The organism is Lacinutrix himadriensis, assembly GCF_001418105.1.
GTDB lineage: Bacteria > Bacteroidota > Bacteroidia > Flavobacteriales > Flavobacteriaceae > Oceanihabitans > Oceanihabitans himadriense.
In genome coordinates this window covers 259,147-277,674 of the sequence record NZ_LIQI01000024.1, presented here as the reverse complement: position 1 = coordinate 277,674, position 18,528 = coordinate 259,147, and the positions used below count along the sequence as shown (strand labels likewise).

Here is an 18,528-nt window from a genome sequence, read left to right as displayed (position 1 = left end):
AAACAATATGAATAAAAAAATAGGCTTAAAAGAAGCTATTTCTATCGGAATTGGAGGAATGGTTGGTGGTGGAATTTTTGCAGTCCTCGGACTAGCAGTATCCCTTGCCAAAGGCGGAACACCAATAGCTTTTTTATTTGCAGGTATTTTAGCATTAATAACCTCTTACAGTTATGTAAAGCTTTCCCAAAAATATCCAGACAGAGGAGGAACCGTTAAATTCATCAACCAAGGTTTCGGAAAAACAATATTTAGTGGCGGAATCAATAACCTTTTATGGATAAGTTATATTATTATGCTTTCCCTTTATGCTTCGGCATTTGGGTCTTACGCACCAAATTTATTAGAATTGACTTCTAACAAAACCATCGATTCACACATTTATGCAAGTGCAATTATTGTATTGGCTACAGCGATTAATTATTATAGTATTGCTGTAGTTGGAAAAATAGAATCTTACGCAGTAATTATCAAATTAGTAATTCTAATTTCCTTTATTTTCATTGGCGCTTATGGCTTAATTGGCAATCCTAATGTAGCGCAACTCGCGATTTCACAATGGGAAACTCCAATTAAATTATTTGCTGGCGGAATGGTTATTTTTGTTGCTTACGAAGGATTTGAACTTATTGCAAATGCAGCACCAGACATTATTAATCCGGAAAAGAATATACCAAAAGCCTATTACTATTCTGTAATTTTCGTGATTGTATTATATATCATTATTGCTTTTGTAACTATAGGTTCCCTTCCATTTGAAAAAATTGCAACAGCGGAAGATTATGTTTTAGCGGAAGCAGCAAAACCAATGTTGGGAAAAATTGGTTTTTCTATTATTACAGTTGCTGCATTAATTTCAACATTTTCGGCAATTAATGCATCGCTTTATGGAGGAAGTAAAGTTAATTATGAAATTGCAGAGGACGACGAATTACCACATCACTTTTTAGCAAAACTTTGGAATCAGCCAATTGGCTTAATGATTACCGCAGTAGCAACATTAATTTTAGTCAACATCCTTAAACTAGAAAGTATATCTACCGCAGGTAGTGTTGGTTTTTTACTCATTTTTGGGGTAGTCAATCTTGTTGGATATCGATTATCTGAAGAAACAGGTAGTAATAAAATAATTCCATTAGTCGGTTTTGTTTTATGTATGATTGCTACAATTATCTTAATTAATCAACAATACGCGTCAAATACAATTGGTGTAGTCATTTCGATAGCCATTATTGGATTTTGTTTTTTAATGGAATGGATTTATAAAAAGACAGAAAAAAAATAAGATCTAAATACTCTTGAGTTTAACTGAAGGAGCCGATTAAAACGATAATGAATTACAGATTTAATTCGAAATTATATATTCTAAGTTCTCGCCTACTTTCCAAAACGCAAAAGGATTTTCTACCTATCTACAGATAAGAAGTTTCGGTTTTTATTTACTAAATTAGGTGTTTAAAACACATAACAAGCAAAGGAACTAGGTTGCCAATTAATAAACAAAGGCAAACAAGGAATCCTTTTTATAATTAATTATTTTTCAAAGATATATTTATGCTAAAAACTCCAGTAATACATCCAACCATAATGGAAGCACTTGCGCGTTCAGGACATTTTGCACAAGTTGTTATTGCCGATGGAAATTTACCCGTTGGCGCTATGACAGGACCTAATTCTACTACTGTACACCTAAATTTTAAACCTGGATTATTAGATGCCCTAACCGTACTTGAAGGCATACTAGAAGTTTGTCCAGTTCAAGGAGCTATTGTTATGGAAAAACCTGCGGAAGCAGATGCTGCCATTCACGATGCGTATAAAAATGCACTTGGAGCTGATGTAACATGGGACACAATGGAGCGTTGGGCTTTTTATGATAAGATAAGAAACCCGAATACGACATTAATTATTCAAACAGGTGAACAACGCCGTTTTGCTAATTTAATATTGACTGTTGGCGTTGTAAAAATGGCCGAAGAAAGTGGTTTTTAAAAATTTACACGGATAAAAAAAGAAACCCTTGCTAAACATGTTTAGCAAGGGTTTCTAGTTATTTAAAAATAAGTGTCTTATTTAATTATGCAACATCGGCATCTTTAATTTCAACCACTTCAAGATCAAAAATAAGATCTTTACCAGCTAAAGGATGGTTTCCGTCTACAACAATACTATCTTCTTTCACTTCAATAACAAGTAAATTTCTTTCTTGTCCTTCTGGAGTTTTAGAAACTAATCCCATACCAACTTCAGGTTTCATATCTTGAGGAAGATCTGCTTTATTCACTTCTTGTTTTAACTGCTCATGAATATCTCCATACGCTTCCTCTTTAGGAATTGTAATGGTTTTCTTTTCATTTAATTTCATGTCCAACACACCTTTTTCAAAACCAGGAATTAATTGTCCTTGTCCTAAAGTAAATTCTAATGGCTCTCTTCCTTCTGAAGAATCAAAAATTTGTCCGTCAGATAATTTACCTGTATAATTTACTTTTACTGTGTTGTTTTCTTTTACTTGACTCATATTATTTCATTTTAAAAATGGGCTTTGCATAATTCTTACGCAGTAACCATTTTATTTTAAACTTACTGTAGCGTTAATTGCCAAAACCAAGCCAAGAACCCGAAAAACCAAAAGGAAAACGTCATAGCTACAAACAGTACTCCTTAAAAAACAGGTTGTATCCCTTTAAAAACAACACGCGACAACTTTACAAACCGCTTTTAAAGGAATCGCTCACAAAATAATATAGTCTGCAAATATGTCAGTTAAATCAAAAATTTTTGATGACAGACACCAAATAAGTACCACGAACCTTAGCTATTGTAATTCAGAAAACAAAAAGCCGAAGTATATACTTCGACTTTGGTTTTATAATAACACTATATTCTAAAAGGATTTTCTACATACTACTTACTGAAGATTTCATCTCTGCTTCAAAAAGCGTTGTAAAATGTTTCAATAGTTTTTCTTTTACTTCTTCTATATTCACTTCTTTTTTACCAAGTTCTACGTTAAGAGAAGTAACGGCTTTACCACGAATACCACAAGGTATCATATTATCGAAATAACCAAGATTGGCATTTACGTTTAATGCAAAACCATGCATGGTTACCCAACGCGAAGCACGAACGCCCATAGCACAAATTTTTCTAGCGAATGGTGTTCCTACATCTAGCCAAACTCCGGTTTCTCCCGGACTACGTTCTGCTTTCAAACCATATTCTTCTAAAGTGAGAATAATCATTTCTTCTAAAAAACGAAGGTACTTATGTATATCGGTAAAAAAATTATCTAAGTCTAAAATAGGATAACCAACAATTTGTCCGGGTCCATGATAGGTGATATCTCCACCTCTATTTACTTTATAAAAGCTTGCGCCTTTTTCGGCAAGTTGTTCTTCGTTTACTAATAGGTTAGACATGTCTCCACTTTTACCCAAAGTATATACGTGTGGATGTTCTACTAATAAGAAATAGTTAGTAGTTGGTACATTCAATTCTTGCCTTCTATTTTTTATTTTAGTATCTACAACAGATTTAAATAAAGTCTCTTGATAATCCCAAGTGTCTTTATAATCTTGTACTCCTAAATCCTGTAATTCTACGATTTTATTCAAAACTAATATCCTTCTTTTAATCTTCTAATTCTACGTCTAAAGCCATCGCTTCTGGCGACTTTATCATTTCAATAAAGTTCATTTTTAAGGTAACCGATTTTTTATCGTCGCTAATCACGGCGTTTTTATTGGTTACCGACTTTATTTCTTTTGGGAAATTATATACCAAGGTATAGGTCATGGCTTCAAACACTTCTTTAGAATCTCCCATTTCGTTTATTTCGGCGTCCAAGGTTTCCATATCTTCTGGAGCAATCTCATAATTTTCTTTGATAAATCGAGAAAATATTTTTCCGTCGTAGGTAAAATCTACATACTCAAAAACACTTTCGGATGCTTTAGCGACAGCACTTTCACCCATTTTACCAAATTGCGAATTGTTTTCGGAATTCATCTTTTTGGCTTCTTCAATTTTTGCTAAAGCTTCTGGTAATTCTTTTAAACTCGTAAATGTAGAACCAAAGCCTAAGTCGAAAACACCAGCTTCCTCATCCATTTTCATTTTAATGACAATGTTTTCTAAATTCTTTAGTTCCGCTTGTTCTTCTAAAGAAAGTGTAGCAATACTATCGGATTTTTCTACCAGCATATCTTTAAAGTACATGACGCTATCTAGTTTTATTTTCTCTTTACCATCGTCTTTTTTTCCGCCACCCATTTCTTCCATGGTTTTCATCACTTCGCTCATATCATAGCGCATGATAAATTCTCCAGATCCATCTGGATTAAAGCTTATTTCTTCGGTAAAATTACAACTGGTTAATAAAAAAACGCTTGCAATTGCTAGTAAAAATTGTTTCATTCTTAAAGATTTTAATGTGAAACAAAGGTACGTATTTTATCTTTCCGGATTATTTAAAATTACTAATGCTGCAATCACACCAGGAACCCATCCGCAGATCCATAATATAAAAACAATTAGTATCGATCCGCAGCCTTTATCTAAGACAGCTAAAGGTGGACATAAAATTGAAAGTAAGACTCTCCAAAAACTCATTTGATTTGATTTTAATTGATTGATGTACTTATTGGACGTAATTGTTTCTGATTTGTTACACTTTGCATTAGGGATAGAGCGCATGTTGGAGCTCCTTGCAAAGAGCGACTAGCGAAAGCCCGGCTTTTTTACAAAAAAAGAATGCCCAAAAAAGCATTTTCTAATTAGTAGCTTTAATGTATCTTTGTGGCTTCTTAAAAAACATAAAATTAACATGTCGCAATTATCGGAACAAGAATTAGTACGAAGAGATAAGTTAGCCAAATTACGCGAATTAGGCATTAACCCATATCCAGCAGATTTATACCCTTTAACCCATCTTTCTAGTAAGATAAAGAAGGATTTTAAAGAAGGGGAAAAAGTAAATATCGCTGGACGATTAATGTCAAGACGTATTCAAGGTAATGCGAGTTTTGCCGAACTTCAAGATAGTGAAGGTAGAATACAAGTATATTTTAATAGAGATGAAATTTGTGCTGGCGAAGACAAAACCAAGTACAATGAGGTATATAAAAAATTACTAGATATTGGTGATTTTATTGGTATTGAAGGGGAATTATTCACAACGAAAGTTGGGCAAAAAAGTGTTAGAGTTACCGACTTTACCCTTTTAAGTAAAGCTTTAAAACCATTACCATTACCAAAAGAAGATGCAGAAGGAAATTTACACGATGCATTTAACGATCCGGAATTACGTTACAGACAACGTTATGCCGATTTAGTAGTAAACCCAAAAGTAAAAGAGGTTTTTGTAAAAAGAACGAAACTTTTTAATGCGATGCGTTCTTTCTTTAATGACGCTGGATATTTTGAAGTAGAAACGCCAATCTTACAACCAATTCCTGGTGGAGCAGCTGCACGTCCTTTTACTACGCATCACAACTCTTTAGATATTCCGTTATACATGCGAATTGCAAATGAGTTATACCTAAAACGTTTAATTGTTGGTGGTTTTGATGGTGTGTATGAGTTTTCTAAAAACTTTAGAAACGAAGGAATGGACAGAACGCACAATCCGGAATTTACAGCAATGGAAATTTATGTGTCTTATAAAGATTACAACTGGATGATGGATTTCTGTGAACGTTTATTAGAATATTGTGCTATTGCCGTAAACGGAACAAGTAAAGCTACTTTTGGAGAACATGAAATAGATTTTAAAGCGCCTTATGCTAGAGTTACTATGGCCGATTCTATTAAGCATTTCACTGGTTTTGATATTTCGGATAAAACTGAAGATGAAATTAGAGAAGCTGCAAAAGGAATGGGAATTGCTGTAGATGCAACCATGGGTAAAGGAAAGCTTATTGATGAAATTTTTGGTGAAAAGTGTGAAGGAAACTACATACAGCCAACCTATATTACAGACTACCCGAAAGAGATGAGTCCGTTATGTAAAGAACATAGAGATAATCCGGAATTAACGGAACGTTTTGAGTTAATGGTTTGTGGTAAAGAAATTGCGAATGCATATTCGGAATTAAATGACCCAATTGACCAACGTGAGCGTTTTGAGCACCAATTAAAACTTGCTGCAAAAGGAGATGATGAAGCTACCGAGTTTATTGATCATGACTTTTTACGTGCTTTAGAATATGGTATGCCTCCAACTTCTGGAATGGGAATTGGTATGGATCGACTAATCATGTTTTTAACCAATAACCAAAGTATACAGGAAGTTTTATTCTTTCCGCAAATGCGACCAGAAAAGAAAGCATTAGCAATAAGTGAGGAAGCAAAAGATGTTTTAAAAATATTGAAAGCTGACGAAAAATTAGCACTTAACGATTTAAAAGGAAAGTCTGGTTTATCGAATAAAAAATGGGATAAAACCATAAAAGAACTAACTAAAAACAATCTTGCCAAAGTGGATAAAACGGAGGATGGTTTGTTTGTAGAAATCGTATAAATTTCTCATTTCCGCGAAGGCGGAAATCTCATTATAAAAAAGGAACTACAATTTGTAGTTCCTTTTTTTGTTTGATATACTTTTAAATCCTGTTGTCCTTTCGACCAAAGCAGAGAAATCTATTTTATCTATTTCTAATTATAAAGATTTTTCGACTACGCTCAAAATGACAGTTTCGTTTATTTTTCCATCTCCAACTTATAACCAACACCATGCACATTAATGATATTAATAGAAGGATCTTCTTTTAGTTTATTTCGGAGTTTAGAAATATAGGTATCTAAACTTCTACCAACGATAACGCCTTTATCTTCCCATACTTTTTTAGTGAGTTCTTCGCGTTTTATAATTTGATTTGGTTGTGCTACAAAGAGCGCTAATAATTCGCATTCCTTTTTAGAAAGGCTAATTTCGGTAGCTTCTTTAATCAGTTTGTTTTGTTCTGGATAAAACTTAAACCTTCCTAAAGAAGTATAATCTAAATCTACCGGTTCTATTTTTTTCTTGTTTCTCCTTGTCAGTGCAAATACCACAAGCAGTACTAAAAACACTAAAAAAAGCACATATAAAATTTTGGTTTGGGTTTTATTTTGTTCGGTAATCTCTGTAAACTGCACCGTAACTTGGTAGCATGCTTTTTTTAATTCGCGACCAGCACAAGGAATAATGCCTTTCTCTGCATTTTGTTGCATGGCATAACTGTAGGCTACTTGCAGGTCTTCACATTGGGTTACTTCGGTAATATAATGTTGTGGTAAAGCTGCTTTTTCAAAACTACGCTTCATAATAGCTACCAAACTATCCGGTTGAATTGCCAAAGTATTTTCAAAAGTTACTTGGTATTTATTTTCATTTAATGCAATTACAGGAGACACCACAGAAGTAGAATCACTATTAGTCAGTAATAACTGGTGTCCGACTTCTCGCAAAGACACTTTTACTAGTTCCGGAAAATGATTCGCGGTATCTTTATTACAAGATAGCATGCAAATAAAAAGAGCAATAAATAGAAAACGCTTCAATAAAGGTGTGATTGTATTATTCATAATTATTGGTAAATAACATACAATTTCAGGACTTTTTACAATAGTTGACACTTCTTTTACATTCTTTTGACATATTTTACCTAGTAGCGCTCTTAGATTTGTAACATCAAAACGAACAGAAATGTAATCTATTTATTAATCATTAAATTTACAGATATGAAAAAGAGTATTCTAATTTTTGCAATAGTGTTAATCGCACTAAGTCTAACCGCTTTTAATATAATAAACGGTAAAGATTCAAAATCAGAAAAAACGGAAACTACAAAAAACAAGGAACTAGCATTAAATACCAATGCTGTTTACGAAGCTCCGATTGGTCCTATTTTAAAAACGGATTCCATTAAAACAAAACCAGAAGTTTTTGAAGATTTTATTTATGATGTTGGTTCCAGATTTGCTCCAATGAAAAAAAGTGATCTTGAAAAAGCAACTTCATTAGATGCCTTTTTTACGTGGGAAGAATTACGTGCTATCTCAAAAATTAAATTTGTTGAAATTATAGTTATTGAAAACGAAAGACAAACTCAAAAGAGAGAGATTAGCTACACAAAAGACTTTACGGAAGCCCAATTAAAATTACTACAATCTTTTGATTACACTTCACACTTTAACCTTAGAATAGAGTATTTAGAAAAAAACTCGGTAGGCCAATTAGAACATAAATTTAACTCACCACACATAACTATTGTCCCAGAAAAGCAAGCAGCTTATGTGGATGGTAAAGATGCACTAAAAAAATACTTAAAAGAAAGTAGCAGCGAAGCTAGAAAAGAAGTAGATCCAGAAAAGCTACAGGCTGCAAAACTACATTTTATAATAACAAAACTAGGAACCATTGAAAATGTAAAACTAGACAGAACATCCAACTATCCTTTGGTAGATAAAACGATGATAGATTTAATTAAAAATTTATCTGGAAAATGGAAACCTGCCGAAAACGAAAAAGGAGAAAAAATGGATCAAGAAATGGTGGTTTCTTTTGGATTAATGGGTTGTTAGAATTATAAAATAAAAGCATGTAAAAAGGAGCTACTTCATTGTAGTTCCTTTTTTTATGCATCTATGTCAAGCAAAGGAAATCTCAACCTTTTTTAGTATATTTATACCGTTCTCCCTAAAGCAACAACTAGAATTAAAACTTTAAATATGAAAAAGTTATCCATTGTACTAGTGCTTTTATTTTTATTTCCAATTGCATTTCAAGCACAAAATGTGAATACGGAAAAATCTGAAGTCCATTTTAAAATTAACAATCTTGTTTTTAGTAATGTTAAAGGTACTTTTAAAGAAATGACTGGAACGCTAGATATAGATCCTGAAAACTTAAGTGCTTCCACTATTAATGTTTGTCTTGCTGCAAAATCTGTAAATACAGGAAACGATAAGAGAGATGCCGATTTACGTTCGGAAGATTTTTTTTATGTAGAGAATAACCCTAGTATTTGTTTTGTTTCTTCTAAAATTTCGAGATCAGAAACAGGTTATATAACCACAGGAAAACTAACCATGCTTGGCGTAAGTCGGGATGTTAGTATTCCGTTTACATATAAGGACAATACTTTTATTGGTGCATTTAAAATTAACCGAACAGATTACCATCTTGCTGAAAATGCAAATCCTTTTGTTATTGGAGAAATGGTAAAACTAACAATAACCTGCGTTGTTCATTAGAATCCTTTTTATTTATGCCTTTGAAATTATTATAAACTTACTTCGACTATACCTATATAATTAGAAAATATGAAAAATATTATATTCCTATTCGCCTTACTATTTATCTGTAGTACTTCTACAATTAAAGCACAGCAGACTATAAATAAAGAAGCATCTAAAATCGACTTTCATATTACTGGAGGAGGTATTTTTAAAGTAAAAGGAACTTTCACTGGAATGCAAGGCGACTTTAATTTAGATACTTCTACGCTAGAAAATGCCAATTTTGATATTTGTGTAGATGCTGCAACCATAAATACAAAAAACAAGAAACGAGATACTCATTTACGTACTTCCGATTTCTTTGACGTTGAAAAACATCCAAATATTTGCTTTCAATCAACCGCAGTCACAAAATCTTCTGATGGATATATTACCACAGGAAGCTTAACGATTCACGGAGTTACTAAAGAAGTTGAAATTCCGTTTACTTTTTCAGAAAACACCTTTACAGGGCATCTAGTAATAAACAGATTTGATTACGAAATAGGTAAAACGTTTGGCACTATGCGAGTTGGAACGGAAGCAACAGTAACCATAACTTGTGTAGTAAATTAATAACCTCTATTTTTATAAAATATTTCTACTTATCCCAGCAAAAAATGAGACCTACATTTATTAAAACAATTATTCTATTTTTTTTAAGCGCTACCATGTATTCACAAACATACAACGCGTATTATCAAAGTGTTGTAGATAATGTTTCTGCATCTAATATTCTTACAGACTTAACCAGTTTTGAAAGTTTTGGTGTAAAAGATGTTGGTTCTACCAATTTAACAACTGCCCAAAACTGGATTACTGCTCGCTATGCTTCTTTAGGATATACGGATATTGTTTTACAACCTTTCACCTATTCTTCTGGAACTAGCAATAACATTATTGTTACTAAAACAGGATCGGTTTACCCAAACACCTATATTATTATTGATGGGCATTATGACACCATTAATGGTCCTGGAACGAATGATAATGGTAGTGGTACCACCTTATTATTAGAAATAGCTAGGTTATTAAAAGACATAAATACAGAATATTCTATAAAATTCATACACTTTAGTGGTGAAGAAGATGGTTTAGTTGGTAGTGCGTATTATGTAGATAATACAGTAAACCCTCAAAACTTAGATATTCGTTTGATCTTTAATATTGATCAAGTTGGTGGTGTTAATGGCGAAACAAATAATACAATTACTTGTGAAGAAGACAGAAGTAATCCTCCTTCTAATAACAGTGCTTCCTCTGCAATGACAGCAATTTTGGCGAATTGTATAGAGTTTTACTCTAGCCTAGATACAGACATCTCTTATGCGTATGCTTCCGATTATATTCCTTTTGAAAATAATGGAGAAATAATAACTGGTTTATACGAATATAACGAATCCTCACATCCGCACTCACCTACCGATGTATTAGCAAATATGGATCCTGCATTTTTAACCGAAGTTACTAAAGGCGCTTTAGGTGCATTGTTAGAATATGCCGTAAGTACGAATCCGTTAAGCAGTAATAAAAACACAAAAGATGCTATAAAAATATATCCAAATCCGAGTAATAATGGTATTGTAAATCTTAATCTTCTAAATAGCAATAGTTCTAATAATTCCATAACCATTTATGATGTTTTAGGAAAATCGGTCTTTACCAAAAACAACCTACAAGCAGTGGAAACATTAAATTTAAAAAGATTACAAAAGGGAATTTACTTGGCGGTTATTAAATCTGATAACAAAACAGTTACAAAAAAATTGATACTTAATTAACAAAACACCCTCTCACTACCTATTATATTAATAAGATTATTGAATTTTTATTCACTTTTTATTAATTTTCATATACATTTTATTACTTTCACAACTCTTTTAAAATTTTAAATCATGAAGAAAGTAATTTTCGCCTTATGTATTGCATGCACATTTGTCTCTTGTTTTAATGATCCAGATGATGAATTTATCGCGCAATGCAGAACGCCAACCAATGTTTTATCGAATAATGTTTCGCATGAAAGTGCAACTATTACTTGGGAGGACAACAATACCAGTGCAACGTATACTTTAGAATATGGAGCTTCCGGTTTTGTTTTAGGTTTGGGCGAAACGGTAACAACCACAACAGCAACTGCTACTTTAACGAACTTAGAAGCGAACACAACCTATGATGTTTATATTCAATCTATTTGTAGTGATAATGTAAGTATACAAACAGAGGTTATCAGTTTTACTACATTAGCACCTACTGTAAGTACACAATTTGAAAATAATCTTACCGATTTGAATTTATTTTCAGGAAATATTGCGGATTTAATTCCTAGTCCTTACGCTTTTGAATATGACTTAACAACACCGTTATTTACTGACTACGCACATAAACAACGTATAATAGCTTTACCTTCTGGTGAAACCATGCAATATGTGGATGATGGATTACCAACATTTCCAGACGATACCGTGATAGCAAAAACGTTTTACTATTTTAATAATGAACGTGATGAAACCTTAGGAAAGCGAATTATGGAAACCAGAATTTTAATAAAACAAAATGGCGCTTGGGTTACTGGAAATTACAAATGGAATGAAGCACAAACCGAAGCTACTTTAGACGCAAACGGAAGCGTTGTCCCTTATAGTTATGTGGATAATTCTGGAGATACACAGAATATAAATTATAAAATTCCTTCTAGCGCAGATTGTACGCAGTGTCATAGTATTAACACAGACATTGTACCTATAGGACCAAAATTACGTTCGATGCATTTTAATAACCAGCTACAACATTTTATAGATAATAATTATATTTCAAACCTTACAGACCCTTCAACTGTTAGTGTTTTGCCTGATTGGGAAAACAGAGATGATTATTCTTTAGCTGAAAGAACTAGAGCATATTTTGATGTAAACTGTGCACATTGCCACCAACCAGGAGGAAGTTGTGATACCGAATCTAGTTTAGATTTTAGATATGAAACTCCTTTTGGAGATACCGATATTAACACGTTTAAATTTACCATTCTAGCAAGAACTCAAAATTATATAGACACGTACTCTATGCCATTAATTGGAACAACAATGGTGCATGATGAAGGTTATTCCTTGATTGAAGAATATATCGATTCTTTATAATTTACATTAAAAAAGACACTAAAAAAGGCTCTCGTTTCTACGGAAGCCTTTTTTATTTCTATTGGTTTTACATGAAAACAGAAAAGCATTACCAATCGTTTCTTTATAAATCTAGATAAGCGCAAATTTAAAGTTGTCCAATACTATTTTACTTTTCAACATAATCAGCTATAGGAATATCATTTATAAAAACATTCTCCAAAACAGAAGTTCCATCCTTAACAAAAACTAAAGCATAGGTATTATTTGGCAAGCTATCACGCTGTGCTTTTCTATGTGCAATTTCGGCATCTTTAGCCTTAGTTTCTTTCATATAAAAACGATCAAAAGGCAAATGAATACGCAGTACATCTTGGTATTTATCATACACATTCACTTTCGCGATAATATATTCGGATGTTGTTTCTAAAGGCGCTTTACTTACTTGGTCAATTTTTGCAAACCCTAGACTATCCGTTTTTAGATAGACAAAAACATCTTGTTGTGGTTCCCAAATAGAATCTTTTGTTGGGTATGCATTTATATCATAACGCAGTGTTATATATTTTCCACGGAAAGGATCTGTGGGATCAATAGGCTCTGTTCTAAACTTATATGCTGTACCTTTTTCTAACGTATTTTCTTGATTAAAAATCATTTGAGCAGGTACAAATAATTGTATCAGTGCTACTAGGACGAATAAAATAAATAGGTGAATTGTTTTCATGTGTACCTTATTTTTTAAGTATTTGTTTTTGCTTTTTAAGCATCCAATAATTGGTTATAAAAAATCCAAAACCAACGGTTACAAACAATAATCCTCTTATAACAAAAGACATGTTTGTATCAAAAAATCTACAAACTACTAAACTGGTTATGATGAATAACCCGTAATTTAAAACCCCAAAATGAAAGCGATCTGCTCCTATTTTTATCGTTATTAATCCTAAGACAAATAGTAAAACGTTCACTAAAATGGTTGGTATGGTTTCCGAAGAAAATCCGAAGAAAAAGAGCATACTAAAAAGAACAAACACATATTGAAACAAATGAAACTCTTTCATCCATTTCTTGTAATACGAATAGCCTAGAACCGCAAGAGCTCCTAAAAATAAAGCAATAGCAATGTAAAACTCATTCGAAAAGAAAACCACTTCTCGTATTAGATCTTCCCAAATCCATGTAAAGCTCGTCCATAACAAAATAACAATGGTTCCTATAGAACCAATAATAAGATAGCCATTACGCCTTAATTGCTGCGCATAGAAAAAAGGGATTTTACCAATATTATATAACAATCCGAAAAGAATCATATACAATAAGAAACCAATACTATAATTTGTTTCTACAAATGCACCAAGAACAATCGTTGCACTTAAAGGAATAAACCAATTTAGAAGCGATGTAATATTTGCTTTCGGATTTTGCTTCAACAGCATATAATAGTGTGGCAAAACCAAAGCAATCATTAGAATATATAACCAAGGAGAACTTCCTGAAGAAGAATAGCCATAACCACTTTCACAAGCAAAATAGGTTGCAAAAACAATATGTAATATTGCTAAAACATGTGATTTCAATAAATAAATTACAGGTAAACAAAGTACTATCCAAGTTAATAAAAAACTACTTAAATCTCCTGGTAAATGATAAATCTGACTCACCAAAGCGATACTAGCGCCAACGGCAAAAAAGAGAAAGGTTCCGGAAGCTTCTTTCCAGGTGCGACTTTTCTTTTTTAGAATAGAATAGCCAACAAAAAGTTGTCCGATAATTAATGGCAGAAAAGCGAATATCGTTTTAATAGCTCTTGAAAATTGATCCCAATTATGAGCAAGTATTAAAATAAGACCTAGTCCTATTAATAAAGAACCAAATACGCCAAAAACAACAAACAGTTTATTAGGTGCATTTTCTTCCTTAGATCTATAATACGATTCGATTTTTAAAGCGACTTCTTTGGAAATCACTTCATTTTTAATCAAATCTGGTAATTCTTTTATAATTTTTGATTGCATGACTTCTTCATTTAAAGTTTAAAGATAGCGATAGTTCTTTGGTTTAAAACCTCGCAAAACGAATTGCGAGGCTTTGGGTTTATAAAAACCAATCATCAAAACAAAGTTTTAAATCTCTTCTGTTTCGTTGTTATTATCTATAAATGCAACATCTCTTGTGTTTTTCTGTACTGCAATTGCGGCAAACAAACTTAATACAAAGGACATGGCATAAAAGCCTTTTTCACTAAGTTCTAAATCGGCATTCCATAAACCTACCACTAATAATGCAATAGATACAATGGTTGTAAACCAACTGATGCTGTAGTACATTTCGGTAACCTGAATGTTTTCCATTTTGTCTCGAACTGCTTTTTGAACAGAAATTACCGAGAACAAACCAAAAAGTAAAACGGTAAAGTAATAGCCTTTTTCGTTTAATTCCATTCCTGCATTCCATAAACCAATGCAATAAGAAACTACGCCGACGAGTAAAACAGACCAGGATGCACCTATAAATGCATTGGTTGGTTTTTGATCGAATGCTTTTACTTCTTTTTTAATCTTCTTCTTATTTTTTGTTTCATTTCCTGAAACGGTTGTTTGATAATCCATATTATTTTGTTTTAAATGATTATTGGGACAAATATGTAACACTTCAGAAAGTCTCCAAACACAAAATTTTAATAATACTGACGATATTTTCATATAACAAATGAACATATTACTTATATTTAGTACTTATAATAAAATAATACTGACGATTAAATGACTAATTTAAATACAATCATTTCTACTTTTTCTTCCGAAGAACAGCAACGATTCCTTATATATCTTAAGAAAAAGAACAAAAGAAACGATATCAAAAATGTAGCTTTATTTAAGTTAATTGCGAAGAATGCGCTTTCATCTGATGCTATTTTTACAAGCCTTTATAATACATCTAACAAAAATGCATATCACGCATTACGAAAAAGACTTTACTTATCGATCATTGATTTTATTGCAAACACCAATCTAGAGGAAGAGAATTCGATTGACATGCAAATCATAAAATTCATTCTTGCTTCGCGAAACTTCTTTTTAATGAAAGAGGCCAAGGTTGCCTATCACATTTTAGACAAAGCGGAAACCCTTGCTACAGAACATCATTTATTCGCGATACTCAATGAGATTTACAGTATAAAAATTCAGTATGCATATACAAATCCATCCGTAGATATGGAGCAACTGATTTTAAAATATAATAGCAATCAAAAAAAGCACTATTTAGAAGATCAGCTCAATATTGTCTATGCAAAAATCCGACAAGCATTGAATAACATTTCCTATAAAAAAGAAATTGTAGATTTTGAAACCTTATTAAATGATACGCTAAAAGAACATCATATTAATATACACGATTCTATTTCTTTTAAATCGCTATATCAATTAATGCATATTGTAAGTATCTCGGCTTTTGTTACTAAAGATTATTTGAAAATTGAATCTTTCTTAATGAAAACCTACGCTATTATAAAGCTTCGTAAAACAAATGAGAAAGAAGTATTCTATCATATTCAAGTGGTTTATATGATTGCAAATGCGTTATTCCGAAATAAAAAATTCAAACAATCGAAGGCACATCTAGAAGTCATGCATAACCTTATGCTAGCTAATAAGAAAAAACACTACAACACCTTTATATTAAAACACGATTTACTTCTAGCTCTAAATTTAAATTACTCCAATAAACAAGAAGAAGCAATATCCTATTTAGCACCTTACTTACACGCAAAACATACAGACACAGAAACCTTATTAGATATTCGATTAAGCTTAATTATGTTTTACATTCAAAACGAGAACCTAACGAAAGCAAAGCAAGTTTTTTCTAAATTTTACCACACCGACAAATACTACATAGAAAAAGCCGGAATAGAATGGACTATCAAAAAAAATCTTACCGAAATATTATTACAAGTAGAACTTGGCGATATTGACATTATAGAATCCAGACTTCAAAGTTTTAAAAGGCAATACAATACCTATTTAAAAGAAATTAATCAAGAACGTGTCACCACCTATTTAAGTTTTGTTGAAAAATTCTACAAGCAACCAGAGATTATTACAACAGATAAATTCAAGAATTTGGTAGAAGATTCTTTTGAATGGATTCCTGCAAAACAAGAAGACATTTTTGGAATAAGCTTCTATGCTTGGCTAAAAAGCAAGATGGAAAAAAGAGCTTTATTTGAAACTACGCTACGCTTAATTGAACAAGCACAGTTCGTTAATTAGTTGTTAAAAGTATTTTCACTATTAAACCATTTCATTTATTCTTAGTCCTAGAAGCAAATAACAATTAAAACAGAAACAAATGAAAAAATTATTAATTATAGCATTAGCCTTAGTAACTATACAAGTTAGTGCGCAAGAGAAAAGAGGAGAAAAAGGTAGAAAAGCAAATTTAGCTCCAGAAGAAATGGCACAATTGCAAACCAAACAAATGACTTTAGATTTAGATTTAACGGAAGCGCAACAAAAAGAAGTTGGTGTCATTAACTTAGAAAATGCCAAAGTTAAAAAAGCACAGATGGAAGCCAGAAAAAGCAAAAAAGACTCGGAAGAAAAACCAAGTAAAGAAGAAAGGCTTCAAATGAAAAATGACAGATTGGATGCTCAAATTGCAACGAAGAAAAAAATGAAAAGCATTTTAAATGCAGAGCAATATGCGAAATGGGAATCTAAGCAAGGCAAAAGGCATCATCAAAAAGGAAAAGGTAAAAAAGGAGATCGCGATAGCGAATCTATTGAAGAGTAGTATAGTTAGTTTTTTTTTCAAAAGCACCTTAAAAAATATTTTTTAAGGTGCTTTTTATTTTATAGTGTTTTAGCAACTGCATCCACAGCACGAATAGTTTTATCTAAATCTTCATACGTCAAAGCATCTGTAATAAACCAAGTTTCAAAAGCACTTGGTGCAATGTAAACGCCTTCATTTAACATACCATGAAAGAACTTTTTAAAAGTTTCGTTATTTCCTAGCGCAGAAGTTTTAAAATCTAACACTTCACCTGCTGCAAAATGCACAGAAACCATAGAACCTATTCTATTGATGGTATGTGTAATATTATTTTGGTTTAATACTTCAGCAATACCTTTATGTAAATATTCCGTTTTTTCCGCTAGACGGTTATAGATTTCCCCATCCTTATTTAATTCTTGTAACATCGCCAAACCAGCAGCCATTGCTAACGGATTCCCACTTAAAGTTCCAGCTTGATACACAGGACCAAGAGGCGCTAAATAACTCATAATTTCTTTGTTAGCAGCAAATGCACCTACTGGCAGACCACCACCAATTACTTTTCCAAAACAAACAATATCTGCTTTTACATTATATAATTCTTGTGCCCCACCTTTTGCTAGTCGGAAACCGGTCATAACCTCATCAAAAATCAAAAGAATATTATTAGCAGTACACAATGCTCTTAAATCTTGTAAAAAATTATTTTTAGGAGGAATACAACCCATATTTCCAGCAACAGGTTCTAAAATAACACAAGCGATTTCTCCTTTATTTGCTTCCACAATTTGGGCAACATTTGCAATATCATTGTAAGCTGCAAGCAAAGTATCTTTTGCTGTACCGGCTGTAACTCCTGGACTATTTGGTGACCCAAAAGTAACGGCTCCACTTCCTGCTTGTATTAAAAACGAATCGCTATGTCCGTGATAACAACCTGCAAATTTTATAATTTTATCTTTTCCTGTAAAACCACGAGCAAGACGCACTGCACTCATGCAAGCTTCTGTTCCTGAATTCACAAAACGAATCATTTCTATATTTGGAACCATAGCAACTGCCAACTCCGCAATTTGCGTTTCGATCTCTGTTGGCGTACCAAAAGAAGTTCCTTTTTTAGTTTTCTCTACAACCGCATCTACAACAGGCTGAAAAGCATGACCAAGTATCATTGGTCCCCAAGAATTTATATAATCGATATATTGGTTATTGTCTTCATCTATTAAGTAAGCTCCTTTTGCTTCTTTAATAAATATTGGCGTTCCTCCTACTGCGTTAAATGCTCTTACAGGAGAATTTACTCCCCCAGGAATCACTTTTTCTGCTTGTGCAAATAATGCACTACTACGTGTATAATTCATGA

Annotated in this window: 19 protein-coding genes; 10 read left to right on the top strand and 9 right to left on the bottom strand. The window is 32.5% G+C overall.

Annotated elements, in window-relative coordinates; all coding sequences use genetic code 11:
* Window positions 1-7 precede the first annotated feature (7 nt).
* Both AMD28_RS13020 and AMD28_RS13015 read left to right on the top strand, forming a co-directional pair.
* Window positions 8-1,285 (top strand): APC family permease, encoded by a 1,278-nt coding sequence (locus tag AMD28_RS13020; RefSeq protein ID WP_055444577.1) that lies wholly within the window; start codon window positions 8-10, stop codon window positions 1,283-1,285.
* 269 nt (window positions 1,286-1,554) lie between these two features.
* Entirely contained in the window at window positions 1,555-1,992 is a 438-nt protein-coding gene (locus AMD28_RS13015) for an RbsD/FucU family protein (RefSeq protein WP_055444576.1), read from the top strand.
* An 85-nt stretch (window positions 1,993-2,077) separates the two neighbouring features.
* On the opposite strand, the gene AMD28_RS13010 is transcribed toward AMD28_RS13015, so the two are convergent.
* From AMD28_RS13010 to AMD28_RS12995, 4 genes are all read right to left on the bottom strand, one after another.
* Entirely contained in the window at window positions 2,078-2,521 is a 444-nt protein-coding gene (locus AMD28_RS13010) for an FKBP-type peptidyl-prolyl cis-trans isomerase (protein WP_055444575.1), read from the bottom strand.
* Window positions 2,522-2,900: 379 nt separating this feature from the next.
* On the bottom strand, window positions 2,901-3,617 hold the full coding sequence (lipB, locus tag AMD28_RS13005) for a lipoyl(octanoyl) transferase LipB (RefSeq protein WP_055444574.1): 717 nt from the start codon (window positions 3,615-3,617) through the stop codon (window positions 2,901-2,903).
* Window positions 3,618-3,633: 16 nt separating this feature from the next.
* Window positions 3,634-4,419, bottom strand: a complete 786-nt coding sequence (locus AMD28_RS13000; RefSeq protein ID WP_055444573.1) for a hypothetical protein — start codon at window positions 4,417-4,419, stop codon at window positions 3,634-3,636.
* Window positions 4,420-4,455: 36 nt separating this feature from the next.
* Window positions 4,456-4,614: a YqaE/Pmp3 family membrane protein gene (locus tag AMD28_RS12995; RefSeq protein WP_083478318.1), complete on the bottom strand. Its 159-nt coding sequence runs from the start codon at window positions 4,612-4,614 to the stop codon at window positions 4,456-4,458.
* Window positions 4,615-4,828: 214 nt separating this feature from the next.
* Between AMD28_RS12995 and lysS the strand changes: the two genes are divergently transcribed.
* A complete protein-coding gene (lysS, locus tag AMD28_RS12990; protein ID WP_055444571.1) occupies window positions 4,829-6,523 on the top strand; it encodes a lysine--tRNA ligase in 1,695 nt (564 codons plus the stop codon).
* A gap of 179 nt (window positions 6,524-6,702) precedes the next feature.
* On the opposite strand, the gene AMD28_RS12985 is transcribed toward lysS, so the two are convergent.
* The gene (locus tag AMD28_RS12985) at window positions 6,703-7,569 is read right to left on the bottom strand and encodes a winged helix-turn-helix domain-containing protein (protein ID WP_083478314.1); all 867 of its coding nucleotides are present in this window, start codon (window positions 7,567-7,569) and stop codon (window positions 6,703-6,705) included.
* Window positions 7,570-7,725: 156 nt separating this feature from the next.
* Between AMD28_RS12985 and AMD28_RS12980 the strand changes: the two genes are divergently transcribed.
* The 5 genes from AMD28_RS12980 to AMD28_RS12960 all read left to right on the top strand — a co-directional run bounded on the left by AMD28_RS12980 (window position 7,726) and on the right by AMD28_RS12960 (window position 12,401).
* Window positions 7,726-8,568, top strand: coding sequence for an energy transducer TonB (locus AMD28_RS12980; protein ID WP_055444569.1), 843 nt, complete (start codon window positions 7,726-7,728; stop codon window positions 8,566-8,568).
* 147 nt (window positions 8,569-8,715) lie between these two features.
* Entirely contained in the window at window positions 8,716-9,240 is a 525-nt protein-coding gene (locus AMD28_RS12975) for a YceI family protein (RefSeq protein WP_055444568.1), read from the top strand.
* Window positions 9,241-9,309: 69 nt separating this feature from the next.
* Window positions 9,310-9,840: a YceI family protein gene (locus AMD28_RS12970; RefSeq protein WP_055444567.1), complete on the top strand. Its 531-nt coding sequence runs from the start codon at window positions 9,310-9,312 to the stop codon at window positions 9,838-9,840.
* Window positions 9,841-9,884: 44 nt separating this feature from the next.
* Window positions 9,885-11,045, top strand: coding sequence for a M20/M25/M40 family metallo-hydrolase (locus AMD28_RS12965; RefSeq protein WP_055444566.1), 1,161 nt, complete (start codon window positions 9,885-9,887; stop codon window positions 11,043-11,045).
* A gap of 114 nt (window positions 11,046-11,159) precedes the next feature.
* A complete protein-coding gene (locus tag AMD28_RS12960; RefSeq protein WP_241492506.1) occupies window positions 11,160-12,401 on the top strand; it encodes a fibronectin type III domain-containing protein in 1,242 nt (413 codons plus the stop codon).
* A gap of 148 nt (window positions 12,402-12,549) precedes the next feature.
* Here AMD28_RS12960 and AMD28_RS12955 read toward each other — a convergent pair whose 3' ends face one another.
* The 3 genes from AMD28_RS12955 to yiaA form a co-directional block, all read right to left on the bottom strand.
* Window positions 12,550-13,107 (bottom strand): GDYXXLXY domain-containing protein, encoded by a 558-nt coding sequence (locus AMD28_RS12955; protein WP_083478313.1) that lies wholly within the window; start codon window positions 13,105-13,107, stop codon window positions 12,550-12,552.
* Window positions 13,108-13,114: 7 nt separating this feature from the next.
* The gene (locus AMD28_RS12950) at window positions 13,115-14,398 is read right to left on the bottom strand and encodes a DUF2157 domain-containing protein (RefSeq protein ID WP_055444564.1); all 1,284 of its coding nucleotides are present in this window, start codon (window positions 14,396-14,398) and stop codon (window positions 13,115-13,117) included.
* A gap of 108 nt (window positions 14,399-14,506) precedes the next feature.
* Window positions 14,507-14,992, bottom strand: coding sequence for an inner membrane protein YiaA (yiaA, locus tag AMD28_RS12945; RefSeq protein ID WP_055444563.1), 486 nt, complete (start codon window positions 14,990-14,992; stop codon window positions 14,507-14,509).
* Between the two features lie 153 nt (window positions 14,993-15,145).
* Between yiaA and AMD28_RS12940 the strand changes: the two genes are divergently transcribed.
* Together AMD28_RS12940 and AMD28_RS12935 are read left to right on the top strand one after the other, a co-directional pair.
* Window positions 15,146-16,657 carry a hypothetical protein gene (locus tag AMD28_RS12940; RefSeq protein WP_055444562.1) on the top strand — a complete coding sequence of 504 codons (1,512 nt, stop codon included), beginning with the start codon at window positions 15,146-15,148 and terminating at the stop codon, window positions 16,655-16,657.
* Between the two features lie 79 nt (window positions 16,658-16,736).
* Window positions 16,737-17,180, top strand: coding sequence for a hypothetical protein (locus AMD28_RS12935; RefSeq protein WP_055444561.1), 444 nt, complete (start codon window positions 16,737-16,739; stop codon window positions 17,178-17,180).
* Window positions 17,181-17,239: 59 nt separating this feature from the next.
* Here AMD28_RS12935 and hemL read toward each other — a convergent pair whose 3' ends face one another.
* Window positions 17,240-18,526, bottom strand: coding sequence for a glutamate-1-semialdehyde 2,1-aminomutase (hemL, locus tag AMD28_RS12930; RefSeq protein WP_055444560.1), 1,287 nt, complete (start codon window positions 18,524-18,526; stop codon window positions 17,240-17,242).
* Between the last annotated feature and the right edge of the window lie 2 nt (window positions 18,527-18,528).

Excerpts from the sequence above, each read along its gene's own strand:
- AMD28_RS13020 (WP_055444577.1), top strand. The coding sequence starts at position 8 with ATGAATAAAAAAATAGGCTTAAAAGAAGCTATTTCTATCGGAATTGGA.
- AMD28_RS13015 (WP_055444576.1), top strand. The coding sequence starts at position 1,555 with ATGCTAAAAACTCCAGTAATACATCCAACCATAATGGAAGCACTTGCG.
- AMD28_RS13010 (WP_055444575.1), bottom strand. The coding sequence starts at position 2,521 with ATGAGTCAAGTAAAAGAAAACAACACAGTAAAAGTAAATTATACAGGT.
- AMD28_RS13000 (WP_055444573.1), bottom strand. The coding sequence starts at position 4,419 with ATGAAACAATTTTTACTAGCAATTGCAAGCGTTTTTTTATTAACCAGT.
- AMD28_RS12995 (WP_083478318.1), bottom strand. The coding sequence starts at position 4,614 with ATGAGTTTTTGGAGAGTCTTACTTTCAATTTTATGTCCACCTTTAGCT.
- lysS (WP_055444571.1), top strand. The coding sequence starts at position 4,829 with ATGTCGCAATTATCGGAACAAGAATTAGTACGAAGAGATAAGTTAGCC.
- AMD28_RS12985 (WP_083478314.1), bottom strand. The coding sequence starts at position 7,569 with ATGAATAATACAATCACACCTTTATTGAAGCGTTTTCTATTTATTGCT.
- AMD28_RS12980 (WP_055444569.1), top strand. The coding sequence starts at position 7,726 with ATGAAAAAGAGTATTCTAATTTTTGCAATAGTGTTAATCGCACTAAGT.
- AMD28_RS12975 (WP_055444568.1), top strand. The coding sequence starts at position 8,716 with ATGAAAAAGTTATCCATTGTACTAGTGCTTTTATTTTTATTTCCAATT.
- AMD28_RS12970 (WP_055444567.1), top strand. The coding sequence starts at position 9,310 with ATGAAAAATATTATATTCCTATTCGCCTTACTATTTATCTGTAGTACT.
- AMD28_RS12965 (WP_055444566.1), top strand. The coding sequence starts at position 9,885 with ATGAGACCTACATTTATTAAAACAATTATTCTATTTTTTTTAAGCGCT.
- AMD28_RS12960 (WP_241492506.1), top strand. The coding sequence starts at position 11,160 with ATGAAGAAAGTAATTTTCGCCTTATGTATTGCATGCACATTTGTCTCT.
- AMD28_RS12955 (WP_083478313.1), bottom strand. The coding sequence starts at position 13,107 with ATGAAAACAATTCACCTATTTATTTTATTCGTCCTAGTAGCACTGATA.
- AMD28_RS12950 (WP_055444564.1), bottom strand. The coding sequence starts at position 14,398 with ATGCAATCAAAAATTATAAAAGAATTACCAGATTTGATTAAAAATGAA.
- yiaA (WP_055444563.1), bottom strand. The coding sequence starts at position 14,992 with ATGGATTATCAAACAACCGTTTCAGGAAATGAAACAAAAAATAAGAAG.
- AMD28_RS12940 (WP_055444562.1), top strand. The coding sequence starts at position 15,146 with ATGACTAATTTAAATACAATCATTTCTACTTTTTCTTCCGAAGAACAG.
- AMD28_RS12935 (WP_055444561.1), top strand. The coding sequence starts at position 16,737 with ATGAAAAAATTATTAATTATAGCATTAGCCTTAGTAACTATACAAGTT.
- hemL (WP_055444560.1), bottom strand. The coding sequence starts at position 18,526 with ATGAATTATACACGTAGTAGTGCATTATTTGCACAAGCAGAAAAAGTG.